Origin of the sequence: Serratia sp. MYb239 (assembly GCF_002966855.1) — a bacterium.
GTDB classification, from domain to species: domain Bacteria; phylum Pseudomonadota; class Gammaproteobacteria; order Enterobacterales; family Enterobacteriaceae; genus Serratia_B; species Serratia_B rhizosphaerae.
Genome location: NZ_CP023268.1, coordinates 915258 through 936995, shown reverse-complemented (window position 1 = coordinate 936995; position 21738 = coordinate 915258). Strand labels below are relative to the sequence as shown.

At 61.5% G+C, this 21738-nt stretch carries 18 protein-coding genes; 9 read left to right on the top strand and 9 right to left on the bottom strand.

What is annotated here, in order from left to right; genetic code table 11:
- Positions 1-2: 2 nt before the first annotated feature.
- Positions 3-1349, bottom strand: coding sequence for a Na(+)-translocating NADH-quinone reductase subunit A (locus tag CLM71_RS04410; RefSeq protein ID WP_105229923.1), 1347 nt, complete (start codon positions 1347-1349; stop codon positions 3-5).
- Between the two features lie 709 nt (positions 1350-2058).
- On the opposite strand from CLM71_RS04410, the gene dpaA reads away from it, so the two are divergent.
- Complete coding sequence (gene dpaA / locus CLM71_RS04405; protein WP_105229922.1) at positions 2059-2850, top strand: peptidoglycan meso-diaminopimelic acid protein amidase; 792 nt, start codon at positions 2059-2061, stop codon at positions 2848-2850.
- On the opposite strand, the gene CLM71_RS04400 is transcribed toward dpaA, so the two are convergent.
- Both CLM71_RS04400 and lpcA read right to left on the bottom strand, forming a co-directional pair.
- A complete protein-coding gene (locus CLM71_RS04400; protein ID WP_105229921.1) occupies positions 2821-3588 on the bottom strand; it encodes a class II glutamine amidotransferase in 768 nt (255 codons plus the stop codon). The two genes, dpaA and CLM71_RS04400, sit on opposite strands and share 30 nt — an antisense overlap.
- Before the next feature lie 75 nt (positions 3589-3663).
- The gene (gene lpcA / locus CLM71_RS04395; protein ID WP_054306523.1) at positions 3664-4245 is read right to left on the bottom strand and encodes a D-sedoheptulose 7-phosphate isomerase; all 582 of its coding nucleotides are present in this window, start codon (positions 4243-4245) and stop codon (positions 3664-3666) included.
- Between the two features lie 247 nt (positions 4246-4492).
- On the opposite strand from lpcA, the gene fadE reads away from it, so the two are divergent.
- Entirely contained in the window at positions 4493-6949 is a 2457-nt protein-coding gene (gene fadE, locus CLM71_RS04390; protein WP_105229920.1) for an acyl-CoA dehydrogenase FadE, read from the top strand.
- A 65-nt stretch (positions 6950-7014) separates the two neighbouring features.
- Here fadE and mtnK read toward each other — a convergent pair whose 3' ends face one another.
- Positions 7015-8214 (bottom strand): S-methyl-5-thioribose kinase, encoded by a 1200-nt coding sequence (mtnK, locus tag CLM71_RS04385; protein ID WP_105229919.1) that lies wholly within the window; start codon positions 8212-8214, stop codon positions 7015-7017.
- Positions 8215-8353: 139 nt separating this feature from the next.
- Here mtnK and mtnA point away from each other — a divergent pair, with 139 nt between their 5' ends.
- Positions 8354-9382, top strand: a complete 1029-nt coding sequence (mtnA, locus tag CLM71_RS04380) for an S-methyl-5-thioribose-1-phosphate isomerase (protein ID WP_105229918.1) — start codon at positions 8354-8356, stop codon at positions 9380-9382.
- Positions 9383-9428: 46 nt separating this feature from the next.
- Here the strand turns inward: mtnA and CLM71_RS04375 are convergent, their stop codons facing one another.
- From CLM71_RS04375 to CLM71_RS04365, 3 genes are read right to left on the bottom strand one after another with little or no spacing between them, the layout of a single operon-like run.
- Complete coding sequence (locus tag CLM71_RS04375; RefSeq protein WP_105229917.1) at positions 9429-9971, bottom strand: acireductone dioxygenase; 543 nt, start codon at positions 9969-9971, stop codon at positions 9429-9431.
- Positions 9971-10657, bottom strand: a complete 687-nt coding sequence (gene mtnC, locus CLM71_RS04370; RefSeq protein WP_105229916.1) for an acireductone synthase — start codon at positions 10655-10657, stop codon at positions 9971-9973. The genes CLM71_RS04375 and mtnC overlap by 1 nt, the downstream gene beginning before the upstream one ends.
- A complete protein-coding gene (locus CLM71_RS04365) occupies positions 10654-11268 on the bottom strand; it encodes a methylthioribulose 1-phosphate dehydratase (RefSeq protein ID WP_105229915.1) in 615 nt (204 codons plus the stop codon). The genes mtnC and CLM71_RS04365 overlap by 4 nt, the downstream gene beginning before the upstream one ends.
- A 150-nt stretch (positions 11269-11418) precedes the next feature.
- Between CLM71_RS04365 and CLM71_RS04360 the strand changes: the two genes are divergently transcribed.
- Positions 11419-12579, top strand: coding sequence for a pyridoxal phosphate-dependent aminotransferase (locus CLM71_RS04360; RefSeq protein ID WP_105229914.1), 1161 nt, complete (start codon positions 11419-11421; stop codon positions 12577-12579).
- Complete coding sequence (locus CLM71_RS04355; RefSeq protein ID WP_105229913.1) at positions 12567-13340, top strand: amidohydrolase; 774 nt, start codon at positions 12567-12569, stop codon at positions 13338-13340. Before CLM71_RS04360 ends, CLM71_RS04355 begins: the two co-directional genes overlap by 13 nt.
- A gap of 338 nt (positions 13341-13678) precedes the next feature.
- Here CLM71_RS04355 and CLM71_RS04345 read toward each other — a convergent pair whose 3' ends face one another.
- Both CLM71_RS04345 and CLM71_RS04340 read right to left on the bottom strand, forming a co-directional pair.
- Complete coding sequence (locus CLM71_RS04345; RefSeq protein WP_105229912.1) at positions 13679-14557, bottom strand: siderophore-interacting protein; 879 nt, start codon at positions 14555-14557, stop codon at positions 13679-13681.
- A gap of 21 nt (positions 14558-14578) precedes the next feature.
- Positions 14579-15781: an MFS transporter gene (locus tag CLM71_RS04340; RefSeq protein ID WP_105229911.1), complete on the bottom strand. Its 1203-nt coding sequence runs from the start codon at positions 15779-15781 to the stop codon at positions 14579-14581.
- Positions 15782-15919: 138 nt separating this feature from the next.
- On the opposite strand from CLM71_RS04340, the gene CLM71_RS04335 reads away from it, so the two are divergent.
- From CLM71_RS04335 to CLM71_RS04320, 4 genes are read left to right on the top strand one after another with little or no spacing between them, the layout of a single operon-like run.
- Positions 15920-17665, top strand: coding sequence for an IucA/IucC family siderophore biosynthesis protein (locus CLM71_RS04335; protein WP_105229910.1), 1746 nt, complete (start codon positions 15920-15922; stop codon positions 17663-17665).
- Positions 17665-18615: a GNAT family N-acetyltransferase gene (locus CLM71_RS04330; protein WP_199776397.1), complete on the top strand. Its 951-nt coding sequence runs from the start codon at positions 17665-17667 to the stop codon at positions 18613-18615. The genes CLM71_RS04335 and CLM71_RS04330 overlap by 1 nt, the downstream gene beginning before the upstream one ends.
- On the top strand, positions 18612-20363 hold the full coding sequence (gene iucC, locus CLM71_RS04325; RefSeq protein ID WP_105229908.1) for an IucA/IucC family siderophore biosynthesis protein: 1752 nt from the start codon (positions 18612-18614) through the stop codon (positions 20361-20363). Before CLM71_RS04330 ends, iucC begins: the two co-directional genes overlap by 4 nt.
- Positions 20360-21688 carry a lysine N(6)-hydroxylase/L-ornithine N(5)-oxygenase family protein gene (locus tag CLM71_RS04320; protein ID WP_105229907.1) on the top strand — a complete coding sequence of 443 codons (1329 nt, stop codon included), beginning with the start codon at positions 20360-20362 and terminating at the stop codon, positions 21686-21688. Before iucC ends, CLM71_RS04320 begins: the two co-directional genes overlap by 4 nt.
- Positions 21689-21738: the final 50 nt, after the last annotated feature.

Sequence of the window (21738 nt, the reverse complement as noted above, 5' to 3'; positions counted from 1 at the left end):
GGTTATCCTTCCAGCTCAATCTTGGTCAGCACGTCGCGCAGCACCGGAGCGTATTCATACTTGCCCGGGCAGACAAAGGTGCACAACGCCAGATCCTCTTCATCCAGCTCCAGGCAGCCCAGAGACTGCGCGCTGTCGGTATCGCCCGCCAGCAGATCGCGCAGCAGCAGCGTCGGCAGAATATCCAGCGGCATCACCCGCTCGTAGTTGCCGATCGGCACCATGGAACGTTCGCCGCCGTTGGTACTGGTGGAGAAGGCGAACAGTTTGTTCTTCAGGAAGTGCCCCAGCGTGGTACGGGTGATAGTGAACTTGTTCGACGAAGGCAGCACCCAGCCGAGCAGCTCTTTTTCACGCCCTTCTTCCAGCACGGACACCTGACTGTGGAAGCGGCCGAGGTAGGCCTTCGGGCCGACGGCGTGCGTGCCGCTCAGCACTGAGCCGGTGATCACACGGTTTTCGCCGTCTTTCAGGCGGCCCGCGGTCAGCTCATCCAGGCTGGCGCCCAGACGGGTGCGCAGCAGCGCCGGCTGTTCAACCTGCGGCCCGGCCAGGGCAACCACGCGACGCGTGTCGAGTTTGCCGGTGGTGAACAGCGTGCCGATGGCGATCACATCCTGATAGCCGATATGCCACACGGTTTTCTTGATGCTTACCGGCTCGATAAAGTGAATGTGAGTGCCTACCAACCCTGCTGGGTGCGGGCCGGCGAACTCGTTGTAGGTGATTTGCGCGTTATCGGCGCCGGACAGTTTGCCGCCGGCCACCTGGCAGACGTGCACCTTGCCGTCGGTCAGACGCGTCAGCACCGTCAGGCCGGCGTTAAACGCCGCCAGCTGCTCGGCGATGATCACCTGCGGATCGGCGGCCAGCGGCTGGGTGTCGATAGCGGTGACGAAAATGGCGCGCGGCGTGCTGCCCGGACGCGGCGTTTTACTGAAAGGACGGGTGCGCAGCGCGGTCCACAGGCCGCTGCTCAGCAGCTCGCCTTCTACCATGCCGCGTTCCAGCTGCGCCAGATCGGCCGGTGAGTAATGGGCGAACGTTTCCTGCTGCGCGTCGTCGTCAACGGCAATCACCACCGATTGCAGGACGCGACGCTCGCCGCGGTTGATGGCGACGATTTTGCCGCCGGCCGGCGCGGTGAATAAGACCCCGGGGTTCTTTTTATCTTCGAACAGCGCCTGACCAAGCTTAACGCTGTCGCCCTCCTGCACCAGCATGGAGGGACGCATACCGATATACTCCTCCCCCAGCAGTGCCACGTGCTTGAGATGCGGGCCGTCCTGAATCGCCTGAGTCGGTGCTCCGGCTATCGGCAGGTCTAACCCTTTTCTGATTTTAATCATAGGATTTATACGATGTTTTTATGGTTTCACATGTCGTCGTGGCCAGGGCCAGTACGGACAATGCCAGGATGATGAGACGCCACACGTCGCCTCCGGGTTGAATACTCCAACGCCGTATTCAACATGAATTCTCGCGTATTGACGCTATGAGTAGAGAACAGCACTTCCATTGTTATTGACGCCCCCTTCCCTCACCCACAATTCAACCGGCGCAACGCTGCTTCGCCACTGGCGAAACAGCCGCTGAACGCGAACGGTTTGTTTGCTTGCCAATACCCGACCTGCTGGCCACAGCCCAGCGGTATCAAGCCGAAGATGGTAACATTTTTCGCAACATTTTTCTCCATTCGTCAGTGACCTGAGTCAAGCAAACGGAATTAAGTTGTTGCTTATTTCCTGCATGAATCGTTAAAAATTGGCAGTTAATTCACTTTTATCGAGCTTTGTAGTTTTTTTATACATATCCTATATTGCTAAATATAAACACGCTGGTAATCTGGCGTGGCGTAAATGCAACAAAAAGTCAGTGGCACGCGGACGGTTAATCACCGTCGGCACATAAATATTTATCCTGAATAATTCAAGTCACACCAGGACGGCGACCGGGCATCGGTTCCGCAACAGGCCATGGCCTGCGGCGGGAAGCGCGGCACTATGGCCGGCACGGGTATGGCGCGGGATTATGACGGGGTATAGCAGGAATAATTTAATGAGCAGAATCGCGCTGTTATTTGCGATGCTGGTTTCTATGCCGATGATCACCGCCTGCAGCGCCAGCGAGCAGGTGCCTGAAACACCGGTTGTTAAACAGCAATTAATGGGTTCGCCCGTCTATATCCAGATATTTAAAGAAGAGCGGACGTTAGAACTTTACGCCAAGATGGGCAATGAGTTCCGTCTGGTGAATAGTTTTCCGATCTGTAACTATTCCGGCGGACTGGGGCCGAAACGCGTCCAGGGCGACTTTAAGAGTCCCGAGGGCTTTTATAGCGTCGACGTGCGCCATCTGAAACCCGACAGCCGCTATTATCGGGCGATTAATATCGGCTTCCCGAATGCGTACGACCGCGCGCAGGGCTATTCCGGCGCCTACCTGATGATCCACGGCGAATGTAAATCCATCGGCTGCTACGCCATGACCAACGGTTATATGGATGAGATCTACCGCTATGTGGCGGCGGCGTTCAACAACGGCCAGCGTCTGGTAGATATCAGCATCTACCCGTTCCGCATGACCGAACAGAACATGATACGCCACCGCTCCTCGGTGTACGCCAGCTTCTGGCGTCAGCTGAAGCCGGGCTATGACTACTTTGTCAAAAACCACCAGCCGCCGACCATGCAGGTCGCCAACGGCCAGTATGTGCTGGGCAAACCGCTGATGAACGGCGGGCAGTCGAATACGCTGTTCGCCTCGACAACGCAGCCGGCAACCACCTCCGGCGCGCAGTCAGGCAACCCGTTCAGCCCGTCACAGCAGCCGCTCACCGTAGTGAAATAAGGCAAACTCGCCTGGCTCAATCTTGTGCCAGGTTTCATTGCCGGTCAGCGGCTGGGTGGCAATCACCGTGACCACGTCGTTCGGCGTGGTCTGCCGCTGAAAATCAATCTCCACGTCCTGATCGAGCAGCGTCGCCTTGCCAAACGGCGCGCGGCGCGTGATCCAGTACAGATTGGTCGAGCAGAAGGCCATCACGTACTGGCCGTCCGACAGCAGCATATTGAACACGCCTTTACTGCGCAGCTGCTGCGCCAGCAGCGCGATATAGCGGAACACCGCCGGCCAGCGGCCCGGCGTACGCGGGTATTTCAGCGACAGCTGGTGCAGCAGCCAGCAGAATGCATATTCGCTGTCGGTCTGGCCGACCGGGCGGAAGGTGCTGGTTTCCAGGTTACGGTAGCCTTTCAGCTGGCCGTTGTGCGCGTAAGTCCAGTTGCGTCCCCACAGCTCGCGGGTAAACGGATGGGTATTTTCCAGCGCCACCTCGCCGCGGTTGGCCTGGCGGATATGCGAAATCACCGCGCAGGACTTGATTGGGTAGTCCTGCACCAGACGGGCGATCGGCGAATTGAAACTGGGCTGCGGATCTTTAAACGTGCGGCAGCCGTTGCCTTCATAGAAGGTGATGCCCCAACCGTCTTTATGCGGACCGGTGCGGCCGCCGCGCTGCACCAGGCCGGTAAAACTGAAACAGATATCGGTCGGCACATTCGCGCTCATCCCGAGCAGTTCACACATCGAAAACCACTCCTTCATAGTGGGCGCCCTGCGCCCCTACATCATGAAGACGGGGACGCGCGGCCCCCGTCGGCCTTAAGCCTTAACCATCTCTTTTTCGATCAGCTGAATCAAGATATGAATCGCTTTGATATGGATTTCCTGAATGCGGTCAGCGTAGCCGAAGTGCGGCACGCGGATTTCCACATCGGCGGAACCGGCCATTTTACCGCCGTCTTTGCCGGTCAGGGTGATCACCTTCATCCCTTGGGCGCGCGCTGCTTCAATCGCCTTGATGATGTTGCCGGAGTTGCCGGAGGTAGAGATGCCCAGCAGCACGTCGCCTTCGCGACCCACGGCTTCCACATAGCGGGAGAACACATAGTCATAACCGAAGTCGTTGCTGACGCAGGACAGGTGGCTCACGTCGGAAATGGCAATCGCCGGGTAGCCCGGACGGTTCTCGCGGTAGCGGCCGGTCAGCTCTTCGGCGAAATGCATCGCGTCGCAGTGCGAACCGCCGTTGCCGCAGGAGATCACCTTGCCGCCGGCTTTAAAGGAATCGGCCAGCAATACGGCGGCGCGCTGAATGGCGTCGATGTTGGCGTCATCGCTGATAAATTTCGCCAGCGTATCCGCCGCTTCATTCAGTTCACTGCGAATCAGGTCGTGGTACATGAGATAGCCTCTTTTTATCGTCAATCTTCCGCCTTGCAGTGTAACGGATCGGGGAAAAACCGAGAAGCACTGCGCGCGAAACTACGCATCGGTTGAGGAGCGCCTGCGTTTTTTGACCTTTGGTGCTGTCAGTTTGTGACCTGAGTTGTAATTAAAGTGTAAATGCATTGATAAAAACAATCGCCTGAACTAAAACCAATCTATACACCAAACAGGTCAGACCTCTTACGACTTAGGAGCTGTAATCATGATGGTTCTTAGTATTGTTGTGCTACTGGCGCTTATCAGCGTGCTGTTCTACCACCGGGTAAATCTGACCCTCAGCAGCCTGCTGCTGTTGGCCTATACCGCCGTCATGGGCGTTATCGGCCTGTGGAGTTTCTGGATGCTGCTGCCGCTGGCCGTGATCCTGCTGCCGCTGAACGTGACGTCACTGCGTCGCGGCTGGCTGTCCGCACCGGCGTTAAAAGCGTTCCGTAAAGTGATGCCGCCGATGTCCACCACCGAGAAAGAGGCGATCGACGCCGGTACCACCTGGTGGGAAGGCGATCTGTTCCGCGGCGCGCCGGACTGGAACAAGCTGCATAACTATCCGCAGCCGCAGCTGAGCGCCGAAGAGCAGGCGTTCCTCGACGGCCCGGTGGAAGAAGCCTGCCGTATGGCCAACGACTTCCAGATCACTCATGAGCTGGCCGATCTGCCGCCGGAGCTGTGGGCATACCTGAAAGAGCACCGCTTCTTTGCCATGATCATCAAGAAAGAGTTCGGCGGGCTGGAGTTCTCACCTTACGCCCAGGCGCGCGTGCTGCAGAAACTGGCGGGTGTGTCCGGCATTCTGGCGATCACCGTCGGCGTACCGAACTCCCTCGGCCCGGGCGAGCTGCTGCAGCATTACGGCACCGAAGAGCAAAAAAACCGTTATCTGCCGGGCTTGGCGCGCGGCGAAGAGATCCCGTGCTTCGCGCTGACCAGCCCTGAGGCCGGTTCGGATGCCGGCGCCATTCCGGACGTCGGCACCGTGTGCATGGGCGAGTGGCAAGGCGAACAGGTTCTGGGCATGCGCCTGACCTGGAACAAGCGCTATATCACGCTGGCGCCGGTGGCTACCGTGCTCGGCCTGGCGTTTAAACTGTACGACCCGAATCACCTGCTGAGCGACGACGAAGCGCCGGGCATCACCTGCGCGCTGATCCCGACCAGCACGCCGGGCGTGGAGATCGGCAACCGCCACTTCCCGCTGAACATTCCGTTCCAGAACGGCCCGACGCGCGGCACCGACGTCTTCGTCCCGATCGACTACATTATCGGCGGGCCGAAAATGGCCGGTCAGGGCTGGCGCATGCTGGTTGAGTGTCTGTCGGTCGGTCGCGGCATCACGCTGCCTTCCAACTCCACCGGCAGCGTGAAATCGCTGGCGCTGGGCATCGGCGCCTACGCCCATATCCGCCGTCAGTTCAAAATCGCCATCGGCAAGATGGAAGGGATCGAAGAACCGCTGGCGCGCATCGCCGGCAACACCTATGTGATGGATGCCGCCGCCTCGCTGATTACCTATGCGCTGGTGCAGGGCGAAAAACCGGCGGTGCTGTCAGCGATCGTCAAATACCACTGTACCCACCGCGGTCAGCAGTCAACGATTGACGCCATGGATATCGCCGGCGGTAAGGGCATTATGCTGGGCGAATCCAACTTCCTGGCCCGCGCCTATCAGGGCGCGCCGATCGCCATCACCGTGGAAGGGGCCAATATCCTGACCCGTACCATGATGATCTTCGGTCAGGGGGCGATCCGCTGCCATCCTTACGTCCTGCAGGAAATGGCGGCGGCGCAGAACAACGATCTGGCCGATTTCGACCGGGCGCTGTTCGGCCACCTCGGCCACGTGGGCAGCAACAAAGTACGCAGCTTCTGGCTCGGCCTGACCAACGGCCGCACCAGCGCCTCGCCGACCAAAGACGCCACCCGCCGCTACTATCAGCAGCTGAACCGCCTGAGCGCCAACCTGGCGCTGCTGTCGGACGTCTCCATGGGCGTACTGGGCGGCGATCTGAAGCGTCGCGAACGCATTTCCGCACGCCTGGGGGATATTCTCAGCCAGATGTATCTGGCCTCCGCCACGCTGAAACGTTTTGAAGATGAAGGACGTCAGAAGGACGATCTGCCGCTGGTGCACTGGGGCGTGCAGGACTGTCTGCATCAGGCCGAGCAGGCGCTGGACGATCTGCTGCGCAACTTCCCGAACCGCTTTATCGCCGGGGCGCTGCGGCTGGTGATCCTGCCGTTCGGCCGCGTGCATCAGGCGCCGTCCGATCGTCTGGATCATCAGTTGGCAAAGATCCTGCAGCAACCGTCCGCCACCCGCAGCCGTCTGGGACGCGGGCAGTACCTGGCCGCCAGCGAGCACAACCCGATCGGCCTGCTGGAAGAGGCGCTGGTGGATGTGATCGCCGCCGAGCCGATTCATGCCCGCCTGTGTAAAGAGGCCGGTAAAAACCTGCCGTTCACCCGGCTGGATCGTCTGGCGCAGCGCGCACTGGAAGAAGGCAAGATCAGCGATGAGGAAGCGCGCATCCTGACCAAGGCCGAAGAGAGCCGTCTGCGTTCGATCAACGTGGATGACTTCGCACCGGAGGCGCTGGCGGCGCAGCAGCCGGAAAAGCCGCAGCCGCAGGAGAAACGCCGTCCGCATACTGAAGCGGCGTAAACACACGCGGTAATCATTAAGGGGCGATCTTCGCCCCTTTTTTGATCGCCGCAACCCGCCGCGATTTAACTGTGCTGGCGAATACGCGCCAGCAGCTCATCGACATTGGCCATCTGCGGCTCATTAACGATCAGCGCCCGTCCCAGGCTCAGCGCGTTACGCTGGCATTCGGCGCGCATATCAGCATCCTCAATCGCATCCAGATCGGCGACGTGCGCCAGGCCGATGGTGCGGCGAATCAGTTCGGTACCGCAATAGCCCACCGCATCCTGCCATACCTGCTGCAGGAAGCGCTCCGCATAGCCGGACGTCGCCAGCGCGGCATCTTCCGTCTTTTGCTGACACAGCGCCAGAAAGCGGTCGGCGAAAATCAGCCACAGCTCGCGCACGTCCTGCAGCCGCTGTTCGCGGCCGGCGGCGGCGTCGCGCGGGCCAAGCAGCCCCGGCAACCCGCAGTAGTTCAGCAGCAGGTTGCCCAGCGCGGTACCAACGTCGAAGCCGATCGGCCCGTAGAAGCCGAATTCGGCATCAATCGCCTTCAGCCGCCCTTCGGCAACAAATATCGAGCCGCTGTGAATATCGCCGTGCAATAACGCTTCGGCTTTGCTGAGAAAACGGTGCTTCAGCCCGGCGACCGCCAGCTTCAGCGCCGCGTCGTGGCGCAGCTCGCGTACCTGCGGCAGCAGCGCTTCGTCAAACTGATTGCGTTCGTGGTCGCAGTAAGGATCGCTGAAAAACAGATCTTCGGTAATCTGGCACAGCTCGGGGTTGGTAAAGCGGCTGACCTGCGCCTTTTTCTGCTGCGCATTTTGGTAAAAATCAGAGGTATGAAACAGCGTCTGCGCCAGATACTCCGCCAGCTGGCCGACCGCCAACGGATAGTAATGCCCGGCGATCAGCGCGTTGCGCCAGATTTGGTGGTCGGAGAGATCTTCCTGCACCATCACCGCCAGCTCCGCGTCATGATGCAGTACGCGCACGGTATGGCGCGGGCAGAACTCGCCATGGGTCAGCAGCGTTTGGGCCTCAATGCGCGCCCGGTCGAGCGTCAGCGGCCAGGACTCACCGACGCAGCGTACGTACGGCAGCGCCTGCTTGACGATCGCCCGGCTGACGCCTTCCCGGTCGCGGATTTTAAACACCAGGTTCAGGTTGCCGTCGCCGATCTCCTCGGCGCTGACCAGCGTGTGCGGATCGGCCAGTTGTCCGAACTGGCGGGCGTATTCAACGGCATCGGCTGCCGTAAAGGTACGGTAAAGCGACATCTCAACCCCTCTGGTATCACTGACAAACAGGATCTTATTTTTTTAGACGTAAAGGCATTTGGACATCTATACATCCGAAAATCATGTTGGCAGAATAGCGCTACAGATGCAATACGCTCGTAACAAGGATTTAACTGCTATGCGCCCTCTTAACACCACCAGTTTGATACTGCGCGACAACCGGCTGTGGATCCTCGATCAGCAGGCGTTGCCCCAGGAAAAACGCTGGCTTGCCAGCGACAGCGTTGAAGAACTCGTCGGCCATATCCACGCCCTGCGCGTGCGCGGCGCACCGCTGATCGGGCTGTCCGCCAGCCTGCTGCTGGCTCTGCTGGCCGAGCGCGGCCTCGCCCGCGACGACGTCATGCAGGCGCTGAGCACGCTGCGGGCGGCGCGGCCGACCGCCGTTAATCTGATGAATAATCTGGATCGCATTAAGCAGGCGCTGGCGCAGCCGGCGTGGCGCGCGGCGGTAAGCGCGGAAGCCTGGCGGCTGGTGGAAGAAGATCGCGCCCTGTGCGACCGCATCGCCGACCACGGCGCTGCGCTGGTCGCCCCCGGCAGCCGGCTGCTGACCCACTGCAACACCGGCGGGCTGGCCACTGCCGGCATCGGCACGGCGATTGGCGTGCTGCTGCGCGCCCACCAGCAGGGCAAAGTGGAACGCGTGTGGGTGGATGAAACCCGTCCGCTGCTGCAAGGCGGCCGGCTGACCGCCTGGGAACTGGGCGAGCTGGGCATCCCCTACCGGCTGATCTGCGATTCGATGGCCGCCAGCCTGATGGCGCAGGGACAGGTCGATGCGGTGTGGGTCGGCGCCGATCGCATCGCCGCCAACGGCGACGTCGCCAACAAGATCGGCACCTACAGCCTGGCGGTGCTGGCACACTATCACGGCATTCCGTTTTACGTCGCCGCACCGCACACCACGCACGATCCGGCCTGCGCCGACGGCGCCGCCATTCCGATTGAGCAGCGCGCCGCCGAGGAAGTGGCCGGCGTCAGCGGCAGCTTCGGCCAGTGCCGCTGGGCGCCGGAATACGCCGACGTGTATAACCCGGCGTTTGACGTAACGCCGTCAGCGCTGATTAGCGGTTGGGTGCTGGACAGCGGCGTGATTACGCCGCAGCAGGTCAAGGCGGGGATTTTCCAGCGGGCGCTGGGGTAACGCTGTAACAGGGCTGATTATGCAGCCCTGTTGATCACCCGGCGCGTTAATCCAGACGCGGGAACGCGTCAGCGATCGGATCGCCGGTAAACTGCGCGATCCAGCCCTGCGGATTATCAAACACGCGAATGGCGGTAAAATGCGGCGCGGCGCCCATATCAAACCAGTGCGGCGTATAGGCCGGCACCGAGATCAGATCGTTTTTTTCACACAGGATCTGATACACCCGCTGGTTCAGATGCAGGCAAAACAGCCCGGCGCCCTCGACAAAGAAACGCACCTCATCTTCGCCGTGGGTATGTTCCGATAAAAACTTCTGCCGTAGATCCTCGCGCTGCGGATGATCCGGGCGCATGGCGATCACATCCCAGCTTTGGTAGCCCTTTTCCGCCACCAGCCGATCGATGGCGTGCTGATAGGCGGCGATCACCGCCTCCGGCTGCGGATCGTCCTCCAGCACGCGATCCGCCTGCCAGCGTTCGAAACGCACGCCGACCTGCTCCAGCTGCCGGCGGATCTGCTCGCCGTCGCGGCTCTGCCACAGCGGCTGCTGCGGCTGTTCATCGCTATAAATGGTCAAGGCGCTCATCAGCAAAACTCCCCTAAGTCGATACGATCAAAACGGTTAACCTGCGGGTGGCGGCTGTGTGGATCGTCCTCGCCGCGAATCAGCTGACAACCGTGCCAGCCGGCGTCGTGCGCCGCGTCCAGCTCCTGGCGGATATCCGACAGGAACAGCAGTTCGGACGGCGCCAGGCCGATGGCCGCGGCGATATTGTGGTATGAACCCGCCTCGCGTTTGGCGCCAACGCGGGTATCAAAATAACCGCTGAACAGCGGCTGCAGATCGCCGGCTTCGCTGTAGCCGAACAGCAGTTTCTGCGCTTCAACCGAGCCGGAGGAGTAGACATACAGTCCGATACCCTGCCGCTGCCACGCCGCCAGCTGCGTCGCCACCTCCGGATAGAGATGGCCGCGAAAGTCGCCGTTGTGGTAACCGCTGCGCCAGACGATGCCCTGCAGCGCCTTCAGCGCGGTGGATTTGCGATCTTCATCCATAAAACGGTACAGAGCGGCGATCAGCTGCTCGGCATCGGCCTGCGGCTGCGCGATCTCTGCCCGCAGCGCCGCCAGCGCCTCGGCCACCTCGCCGTCGTCCGCATGGCGGCGTACATAATCGGCCAGATGCTGGCGGGCGTAGGGAAACAGCACCTGATGCACAAAGCGGATATCGCTGGTGGTGCCTTCAATATCGGTAACAATCGCGCGAATCATTGCGCCTCCAGTAAACGACGTTGCAGTTCACACTGGAATAAAAACTCCAGCCCTTCAAGGTGACGGCGCGCTTCCTGCACCTGCCGCCCCCAGCAGTACAGCCCGTGGCCGCGAACCAGAAAACCGTACGCCAGCGGCGTCTGTTCGGCATAGGCCGACACCTGCGCCGCCAGCCGGGCAATATCCTGGTCGTTGTCGAAGATCGGGATGCATACCTCGTCCTGATGGCTGCGCTGGCCGCTGAGCGATTTTTGCATTTCATAACCCTGCAGCCGCAGCGCGCTGCCCTTTTCCACCCGCGACAACACCGTGGCATTGACCGAGTGGGTATGCAAGACGGCGTTCACCTGCGGATAGAGACGATACAGCAGCGTATGCAGGCCGGTCTCCGCCGACGGGGTGCGCCCGTCCGGCGCGGCATTGCTGGCGATCTCCACCCGCAGAAAATCCTGCTCGCGCAGGCTGCCCTTATCCCTGCCGGATTCGGTCACCAGGCAGTGTTCGTCATTCAGGCGCAGCGACATATTGCCGCCGGTAGCCGGGCACCAGCCTTTGTCGCCAATCCAGTGGCAAACGGCCAGCAGCGCGCTGAGTTGCTCGTTTTCGCTCATGAGTATCCCGCAGTGAAAGGTACGGATGGCAGCGCCGATGCGATTCGGCGACCGCCTCACAGATATAGCCATCTAAACGTCTTGATTGCCAGATACTAGCATCGTGCTATATTGTCAGCAACATCAGCATAATGGGACACCACATCGCTTATGACGCTTTCCGCACCGACTCCCGACAGTAAACTGCCCGCCCTCGGCACCACCATTTTCAGCCAGATGAGCGCGCTGGCGCAGCAGCATCAGGCGATTAACCTGTCGCAGGGCTTCCCCGACTTCGACGGCCCGGGCTATTTAAAGCAGCGTTTGGCCTGGCACGTCGAACAGGGCGCCAACCAGTACGCGCCGATGACCGGCGTCGCGCCGCTGCGCGAGGCCATCGCCGACAAAACCGCCGAGCTTTATGGCTGGCGGCCGGACGCCGGGACGGAAGTGACCGTCACCGCCGGCGCCACCGAAGCGCTGTTCGCCGCCATCAGCGCGCTGGTGCGGCCGGGCGATGAAGTGATCTGCTTCGACCCGAGCTATGACAGCTACGCCCCGGCTGTGCAGCTGTACGGCGGCATTCTCAAACGCATCGCTCTGCAGCCGCCGGCGTTTAACGTCGACTGGCGGCAGTTCCGCGAACAGCTGTCGTCGCGCACCCGGCTGGTGATCGTCAATACGCCGCACAACCCGTCCGCCACCGTCTGGCAGGCCGAAGATTTACAGCAGCTGTGGCAGGCCATTGCCGGGCAGGAAATCTACGTGCTCAGCGATGAAGTGTACGAGCATATCTGCTTTGCCGATAATGGCCACGCCGGCGTACTGGCCCATCCCCAGCTGCGCCAGCGGGCGATCGCCGTCTCTTCCTTCGGTAAAACCTTCCATATGACCGGCTGGAAAGTGGGTTACTGCGTCGCGCCGGCCGCGCTGAGCGCCGAAGTGCGCAAGGTGCATCAGTATCTGACCTTTGCGGTCAATACCCCGGCCCAGCTGGCGCTGGCGGACATGCTGCGCGCCGAGCCAGAGCACTGGCGTCAGCTGCCGGCGTTTTACCGCGCCAAGCGCGACCGCTTTGTGCAGGCGTTAAGCCGCAGCAGGCTGGAAATTCTGCCGTGTGCAGGTACATACTTCTTACTGGCGGATTACAGAGCCGTGTCGGATCTGGACGACGTGGCGTTCTGCCGCTGGTTAACGGAACAGGTGGGCGTAGCGGCGATCCCGCTGTCGGTGTTCTGCGCCGATCCTTTCCCTCATAAATTGATCCGGCTGTGTTTTGCCAAACAGGATGACACGCTGGATGCGGCTGCGGAGCGGTTATGTCGACTTTAAAAATTACCCTGTTGCAGCAACCGCTGGTATGGCGCGACGGGCAGGCCAACCTGCAGCATTTCGACCGGCTGCTGGCCGATATTCACGGCCACGATCTGATCGTGCTGCCGGAGATGTTCACCACCGGTTTTGCTATGGACGCCGGCGAAAGCGCGCTGCCCGAACGCCAGGTGATTAACTGGCTGCACGGCTGGGCGATCAAAACCAATGCGGCCATCGCCGGCAGCGTGGCGCTGAAAACCGACAAAGCGGCGGTGAACCGTTTTCTGCTGGTGGAGCCGGGCGGCACGGTGCACGCTTATGACAAGCGCCATCTGTTCCGCATGGCCGGCGAACACCTGCATTATCAAGCGGGAAAACGACGGGAAATCTTTGAATGGCGCGGCTGGCGGATTTTACCGCAGATCTGTTACGACCTGCGCTTCCCGGTCTGGTCGCGCTGCCAGCAGGATTATGATTTGGCGCTGTACGTCGCCAACTGGCCGGCGGCGCGCAGCCAGCACTGGCAAACGCTGTTGGCGGCGCGCGCCATTGAAAACCAGGCTTACGTGGCCGGTTGCAACCGGGTCGGCGAAGACGGCAACGGGCTGAGCTACAGCGGCGACAGCCTGATTATCAGCCCGCAGGGAGAGACGCTGGCCAGCGCCGATGCCGGTGCTGCCGCGCGCCTGGACGCCGATCTGTCGCTGGAGAATCTGCAGATCTATCACACCGCCTTCCCTGCCTGGCGCGATGCCGACGATTTTCTGCGCCACGATTAATCCCCAGGGCGCGCTCAGGCGCGCCCGCCTTCCTGACGACGGCAGCGGCCTGCCAAGCCAACAAGCCAACAAGCCAACAAGCCAACAAGCCAACAAGCCAACAAGCCAACAAGCCAACAAGCCAACAAGCCAACAAGCCAACAAGCCAACAAAATATTAGCTTAACAAGCTAACATCAACGCAGTCGTCGTGATTAAATCGATAAATTATTAACTTAATAGCTTATTTAATTAATAACTAAAAAAGCTGATAACCCATTAAGTTATCAGCCTTATTAAGCAGCAACCCCATTGTGAAAATAATAACTTATTAAGCCACTAACCTGGCGATTTACGCTATCAGCACCAGTAGGCCATAAAGTTGACCGTGGAACGATCCAGGTCGCATTCACCAACCAGATAGCGGCGCAGCGATTTCACCGTCGACGATTCGGCGGCGACCCAGGCGTAAAAGCTGCAGGCGCCCTCAGCCCTTTCCCACAGTACCTCGCCGCCCAGGCTGTTTTCCGCCAGCGACTGCGCTTCGGCGCGCGCAGAATCGGGAATCGTCACCCGGCGGCGCACCGACTCCAGCAGCAGCGTGCCGTGCAACTGCTGCGGCCCGACGTCACGCGGCAGCCAGAACACCTCGGCAAACGGGAACTGCGCCACGCTGACGCAGTCGCCGGCCAGCGGCACTTCAAAAAAGGCCTGCACCCGCGGCGGGTTGTCCTGCTGCGCCAGACGTTCAAGAATGCCCATCGCCGCCGGCAGCGCGGTTTCATCGGCAATCAGCAGCGCCTGGTTCATCTGCGCCGGCGGCGCCCATTCATAACCGCCGCTGTCGCCGGCAAAATCGGCGTTGGGCGCCACAATCTGAATGGCGTCGCCCACCTGCGCATGCGTTGCCCAGGCGGAGGCCGGGCCGCTGTCGCCGTGCAGCACAAACTCAACGTCCATCTCCTGCCGCTCACTGCGCAGCGCACGCAGGGTATAGGTGCGCATCACCGGCCGCTGCGCCTTCGGTATCGCCATATAGTCGCGATACCAGTCATCGCCGTTCGCCAGCTGCAACGCCTGCCCTTCCGCACTCGGGAACAGCAGCTTGATACGCTGGTCCGGCGCTTCCAGCTTCATCCGGCTCACCTGCGGACCGCTGAAGACGCAACGCACCAGCGACGGGGAAATCTGGCGTTTCTCGGTTAACTGAACATCAAAAATACGATAGCTCGCGGACATCTGACGGCCTCTCCCGCTTATTTATTTTTCTCGCCGGCGCCATAGCCAGCCGCTTACGCCGCCCAGCAGGACGGCCATCGCCAGCGCCGCCGCAATCAGCTGCGACTCGCCGTAAAATTTCGCCACCGCTGGCACCATCAAAGCGCTCAGCCCGTAGCCCAGCGTGTGGCTGGTGGCGATAACCCCGGAACCTTTGCCGGTAGAGAGTTTGTCATTCAGCAGCAGCTGGTAACCCGGCGTGGCCATCGCTGCGCCAAATGACGTCAGCGCACAGCCCAGATAAAACAGCGCCAGCGGCTGCGCGCACATCAGCGCCAACCCTACCACCATCAGCAGCGCGGCAATTAGCAGCAGCTGCGCCGGCGGAAAACGCTGCGGCCGCACCACCAGAAACTGCGCCAGCAACGTACAGCCGGCCGCCACGCTCAGCAGGATCGCCACATGGTGGCTGACCAGCGTTGTCGAATTCTGGAAGAGCGGGGTCAGATGCGGCGCCAGCCCCAGCTGCATCAGGCTGACCGCCGCCGCCAGCAGCAGAGCGCACAGCAGGTACGGCAGCATATGCCATTGCAAACGGTTTTGCTGCTGCGCCACCGGCGGCAGCGGCGGATCGTTCTGCTGGCGGCACACCACCAGCAGGGCAAGCAACGGCGCCAGGGCCATCAGCCACAGCGGCGCCATCGGATGTAGGGAGAGCGCCAGCGCCGCGCACAGCGGCCCCAGCAGACGGCCGCAGCTCAGCCCTGAACTGATGGTAGCCAGCGCCGCCATGCGACGCTCATGGCCGGCGCGCTGCAGCGCCCAGGTCTGGCTGGCGGGCACCATGCCGGACACCGTCAGGCCGTACAGAATACGCGCCGCCACCAGCGCGCCGAGGCCCGCCAGCGGGGGCAGCCAGCCTGCCGCCAACCCCCATACCGCCAGCGCCAGCAGCGCAAAGCTGAGCAGATAGCCGCCCAGCGCCATCAGCACCACATATTTACAGCCGCGCACTTCGCACTGCCGTCCCCAATAGGGGGAACCGACTAAAAACAGCATCGAACCGAGCGTCAATAATCCTGCCCAGACCGACAGAGACAGGTGGGTCATGCTGACCAATGCCGGCAGCGCCACCAATAAACCATTTTGCCCGATGCCCAATAAGCCGGCACAGAACGCCAGGGGCCAGTTGGCAGGCGCAATGTTGTCGCCTGCAAGAACGTCCGGTTGTGGGGATAGGCTCATGAAAAGTAAAGTAACCGTTAAGAAAATAAGAGTTTTACGTACGATTTATGCTAAAAATTGTACCACGGGATTATTGTGAATGTGAACCATTCTTGATATAAGAATCATTCTCAATTGTTTCATAGTGAATCTGGGATCATGACTATTCAGTTTGCAACCGCAAAGAACGATGTGGCTGCGCAGTGTTTTCTCAACGCATTAATGCGCGAAACCCGGGATTGGCAAGTTCTTCCGGCCACCGACCACCAGCAACATCCTCAGCTCCATATTCCTCTTAATCACCATCAGGCTATCCGCATTAATCTGCGCTACACCTCACCGACGCAGCACCACCACTACCTGTTCCCGGCCTATCTGCATCAGTCAGACGACGGTCAGGCGACGGCGCTCAGCGTCGAGCAACTGGTGGATCTGCTGCTGGCCAAGCCTGCGGTAAAAGGCGAACTGAACGACCAGACCGTGGCGCGCTTCCGCCAGCGCGTGCTGGAGAGCCACGACAATACGCAGCAGGCGATCGCCGTGCGTCTCGACTGGCCGACGCTGCGCGACCGGCCGCTGAACTTCGCGCAGGCGGAACAGGGATTGCTGGTCGGCCACGCGTTCCACCCGGCGCCGAAATCCCACGAACCGTTCGATCCGCAGCAGGCGCGGCGCTATCTGCCGGACTTCGGCGCGCGCTTCCCGCTGCGCTGGTTTGCCGCCGACAAGCGCGTGGTGTGCGGCGACAGCCTGACTCTGACGCTGCAACAGCGGCTGCAGCGTTTTGCCGCCGAAAGCGCGCCGCAGCTGCTGGCGCATTTTACCGATGACGTCTGGCTGCTGCCGATGCATCCGTGGCAGGCCGACCATCTGCTGGCCCAGCCGTGGTGCCAGTCGCTGGTTGAACAGGGGCTGCTGCGCGATCTGGGCGAGGCCGGCGCACGCTGGCTGCCGACCAGTTCCTCCCGCTCGCTGTACAGCGAAAGCAACCGCGACATGATCAAATTCTCCCTCAGCGTGCGCCTGACCAACTCGGTGCGTACGCTGTCGGTCAAAGAAGTCAAACGCGGCATGCGTCTGGCGCGGCTGGCGCAAACCGAGCGCTGGCAGACGCTGCAGGCGCGCTACCCCACCATGCGCGTGATGCAGGAAGACGGCTGGGCCGGTCTGCGCTCCGCAGACGGCGAGATTCAGGAAGAGAGCCTGATGGCGCTGCGGGTCAACCTGCTGTTCGATCGCCCTGATACGCAAACCAACGTGCTGGTGACGCTGACCCAGGCCGCGCCGGACGGCGGCGACAGCCTGCTGGCGGCGGCGGTGCGCCGCCTGGCCGCACGCCTTGATCTGCCGCTGGCGCAGGCCGCGCGCTGCTGGCTGGACGCTTACTGCAACCACGTGCTGCTGCCGCTGTTCAGTACCGAAGCGGACTACGGCCTGGTGCTGCTGGCGCACCAGCAAAATATTCTGGTGGAGATGCAGCAGGATCTGCCGGTCGGCATGCTGTACCGCGACTGTCAGGGCAGCGGTTTTACCCACAGCGCGACGCCGTGGCTCGATCAGATCGGCGAAGCCGAAGCGGAAAACCGCTTTAGCGAACAGCAACTGCTGCGCTACTTCCCCTACTACCTGCTGGTGAACTCCACGCTGGCGGTCACCGCCGCGATGGCCGCCGCCGGTTTCGACAGTGAACAAAACCTGATGGGACAGGTGCGCGACGCGCTGGCCGGCCTGCGCGCCACGGCGCTCGACACCCGCTGTCTGGACTACGTATTGGACAGCAGCCACTGGAACTGCAAGGGCAACTTCTTCTGTTACCTGCACGACCATAACGAAAACACCATCGTCGACCCTGCGGTGATCTACTTTGATTTCACCAACCCGCTGCGCGCGCAGGAGGATAAATAATGTCGATCGCCAAACTGATGCATGCCGCCGCCGGCTTCCGCTGCGAAATGCTGGCGCAAAACCTGCCGCTGAGCCTCGGGCTGGACGGCAGCGCGGTACTGCACCCGCCGGGCGTCGCCCTGCCCGACGGCTGGCTGGTGCAGGCGCTGGATCAGCTGTTGGTCGCCGCGCCGCAGCTGACGGGCATCGCCCTGCCGTATGCCGCATGGCGTGAAGAGCCGCAGGCGCAGGCGCTGTTCGCCCTGGCGCACGGCGACTATCTGGCGCGTGAAGCCTTTTACCAGCTGCCGCTGTGGCTGACGGCACCGCGCGCGCCGGCCGGCGGACAGATGCAGTACGACGCAGAGCGCGAGCTGTGGTTTCCGCAGCGCCCGGCGCGTCCGCAGGGCGAGGTCTATCGCCGTTTCGACCCGCAGATCAAGCACACGCTGAGCTTCCGCCTGCCGGAAGTGGCGCAGGATGCGGAGCGCTTCACCCGCTGGATGAACGCCCCGCGCGTCGCCGCATTCTGGGAGATGACCGGCCCGCAGGAACAACAGGCGGCCTATCTGCAGCGTCAGCTGGATTCCAGCTACTGCTACCCGCTGCTGGGCTGCTTCGACGACCAGCCGTTCGGCTATTTCGAAGTCTACTGGGCGGCGGAAGACCGCATCGGCCGCCACTACCGCTGGCAGCCGTTCGACCGCGGCCTGCATATGCTGGTGGGCGAAGAAGCGTGGCGCGGCGCGCAGTTTATCCGCAGCTGGCTGCGCGGGCTGACCCACTATCTCTATCTGGACGAGCCGCGCACCACCCGCGTGGTGGCCGAGCCGCGCGCCGACAATCAGCGCCTGTTCCGCCATCTGCCGGCGGCCGGCTACCAGACGGTGAAGGAGTTTGATTTTCCGCATAAGCGCTCACGCCTGATCGTCAACCAACGTCACGATTTCTTCCAGGGGCAAGCGGTATGAATCTCACGGAATACACGGACTGGCAGCACGTCAACCGCCAGATGATCGCCAAGATCCTGGCGGAACTTGAGTATGAACGCACGCTGCGCGCCGAAGCCGAAACCGAGGGCTGGCAGCGCATCGCGCTGGGGGATACGGTCTACCGCTTCCGCGCCCGGCGCGGCATCTGGGGCTGGCTGCATATCGACGCCGATTCGCTCTCCTGCGGCGACCAGCCGCTGGCGGCAGACCAGACGCTGCGCCAGCTGGCGCAGGTGCTGACCATGAGCGACGCGCAAATCGCCGAGCACCTGGAAGATCTGTACGCCACCCTGCGCGGCGATCTGCAGTTGCGGGCGGCGCGCCACGGCATGAGCGCCCAGGATCTGATCGCACTGGATCCTGATGAGCAGCAGTGCCTGCTGGCCGGCCACCCGAAGTTTATCTTCAATAAAGGCCGGCGCGGCTGGGGGCTGGAGGCGCTGCAGCGCTATGCGCCGGAGTATCAGGGGCAGTTTTGCCTGCACTGGGTGGCGGCGCGGCGCGACAGCTTCGTCTGGTGCGCCGATGACGACTATCCGCTGGATAACCTGCTGGACAGCGCCATGGACGTCAGTGAGCGTCAGCGTTTCGAACGGCGCTGGCAGGAACTGAAGCTGACGCAGGATTGGATTCCCGTGCCGCTGCATCCGTGGCAGTGGCAGCAGAAAGTCGCCCTGCACTTCCTGCCGCAGCTGGCGAGCGGCGAACTGGTGGAGCTGGGGGAATTCGGCGATCGCTATCTGGCCCAGCAATCGCTGCGCACGCTGACCAACGTCAGCCGCCGCTCGGCCTTTGATATCAAGCTGCCGCTGACCATTTACAACACCTCCTGCTACCGCGGCATTCCCGGTAAATATATCGGCGCCGGCCCGGCGGCCTCCCGCTGGCTGCAGCAGATCTTCGCCGGCGACGCCACGCTGCGCGCCAGCGGCGCCCAGATTCTGGGCGAACCGGCGGCCGGCTACATGGCGCACCAGACCTACGCCAGCCTGCCGCAGGCGCCCTACCGCTATCAGGAGATGCTCGGCGTGATCTGGCGTGAAAATCCGTCCGGCTATCTGCAGGAAGGTGAGCAGGCGATACTGATGGCGACGCTGATGGAAACCGACAACCACGGCCAGCCGCTGATCGCCGCCTATATTGAGCGCTCCGGCCTCAGCGCCGAGGCCTGGCTGACGCAGATGTTCCGGGCGGTGGTGATCCCGATGTACCACCTGATGTGCCGCTACGGCGTGGCGTTGATCGCCCACGGCCAGAACATCACGCTGGTGATGAAGGATTACGTGCCGCAGCGCGTGCTGCTGAAGGATTTTCAGGGCGATATGCGCCTGGTGGAGCAGGAATTTGCCGAAGCGGCGTCGCTGCCGCAGTCGGTGAAGGACGTCACCGTGCGCCTGCCGGCCGACTACCTGATTCACGATCTGCAGACCGGCCACTTTGTCACCGTGCTGCGCTTTATCTCCCCGCTGATGGCCAGTTGCCAAATCAGCGAAGAACGTTTTTATCAACTGCTGGCGACGGTGCTGCAAGACTATATGGCGCAGCACCCGGACATGGCGGAACGCTTTGCACTTTTCAGTCTGTTTAAACCACAAATTATTCGCGTGGTGCTCAACCCGGTGAAACTTACCTATTCAGAACACGATGGCGGCAGCCGCATGTTGCCGAACTATCTGCAGGATCTGGATAACCCGCTTTATTTGGTCTCCAAGGAGTCTGCCCAATGAATCAGCCCCTCGATTTCATCGGCATCGGTATCGGTCCGTTCAACCTCAGCATTGCCGCGTTGGGCAGCGAAGTCGACGGTTTCAACAGCCTGTTTCTCGAACGCAAGCCGCACTTCTCCTGGCACCCGGGCATGATGGTGCCGGATTGCCATATGCAAACCAGCTTTCTCAAGGATCTGGTCAGTGCGGTGGCGCCGACCAACCCGTACAGCTTTCTCAACTATCTGGTAAAACGTAAAAAGTTCTACCGCTTCCTGACCACCGAACAGCGCACCGTATCGCGCGAAGAGTTTGCCGACTACCTTGACTGGGCGGCCAACGGACTCAGCTCGCTGGCATTCAGCCAGGAGATCCAACGGGTGGAATTCAACGATACGCAGCGGCTGTTTGAGGTCACCACCCAGCGCGGCACCTTCCGGGCGCGCCACGTGTGCCTTGGCATCGGTAAAAAACCGCTGCTGCCGGAGTGCGTCAGCGAGCAGAACGATCGCTGCTTCCACGCCAGCGAAATGGCGCTGCGCAACCCGGATCTGGCCGGCAAACGCGTCACCGTGGTCGGCGGCGGCCAGAGCGGCGCCGATCTGTTCCTGAATATTTTCCGCGGCGAGTGGGGCCAGCCGGTACAGCTCAACTGGGTATCGCGCCGCAACAACTACAATGCGCTGGACGAAGCGGCGTTCGCCAACGAGTACTTTACGCCGGACTACGTGGAAAGCTTCTATACCCTGAACGACAGCGCCAAGCAGCGCATGCTGACGGAGCAGAAGATGACCTCGGACGGCATCACCACCGAGTCGCTGCTGGCGATTTACCGCGCCATGTATCACCGCTTTGAAGTGCTGCGCGAAACGCCCTGGGCGCGCCTGCTGCCCAGCCGTTCGCTGGCGGCGATGCAGCCGCAGGGCAACGGCTACCAGCTGGTCACCCACCACCACCTCGATCAGGGCAAAGAGACCTTTGACAGCGACGTGGTGATTTTCGCCACCGGCTATCAGCCGGAGCGCCCGGCGTTTCTGGCGCCGCTGGCCGACCGGCTGCGGCTGACCGACGACGATAACTATCGCGTGGCGCCGGACTTTACGCTGGAATGGGACGGGCCGGCGGAAAACTGCCTGTTTGCCGTCAATGCCGGCATGCACAGCCACGGCATCGCCGAACCGCAGCTCAGCCTGATGGCCTGGCGCGCGGCGCGCATTCTCAACCGGGCGCTGGGGCAGGAAGCGTTTGATTTAACCTCAAGCCCGTCGCTGATTCAGTGGCGTAGCCAACAATCCGGGGCGACAGCACGAAATGAGCAATCTATGCTGAATTATTCTGAATTTTAGTTTTTAATATTCATCCCTGCGGCGAGCAAGGCGCGCGAAGCCGCGTCCGC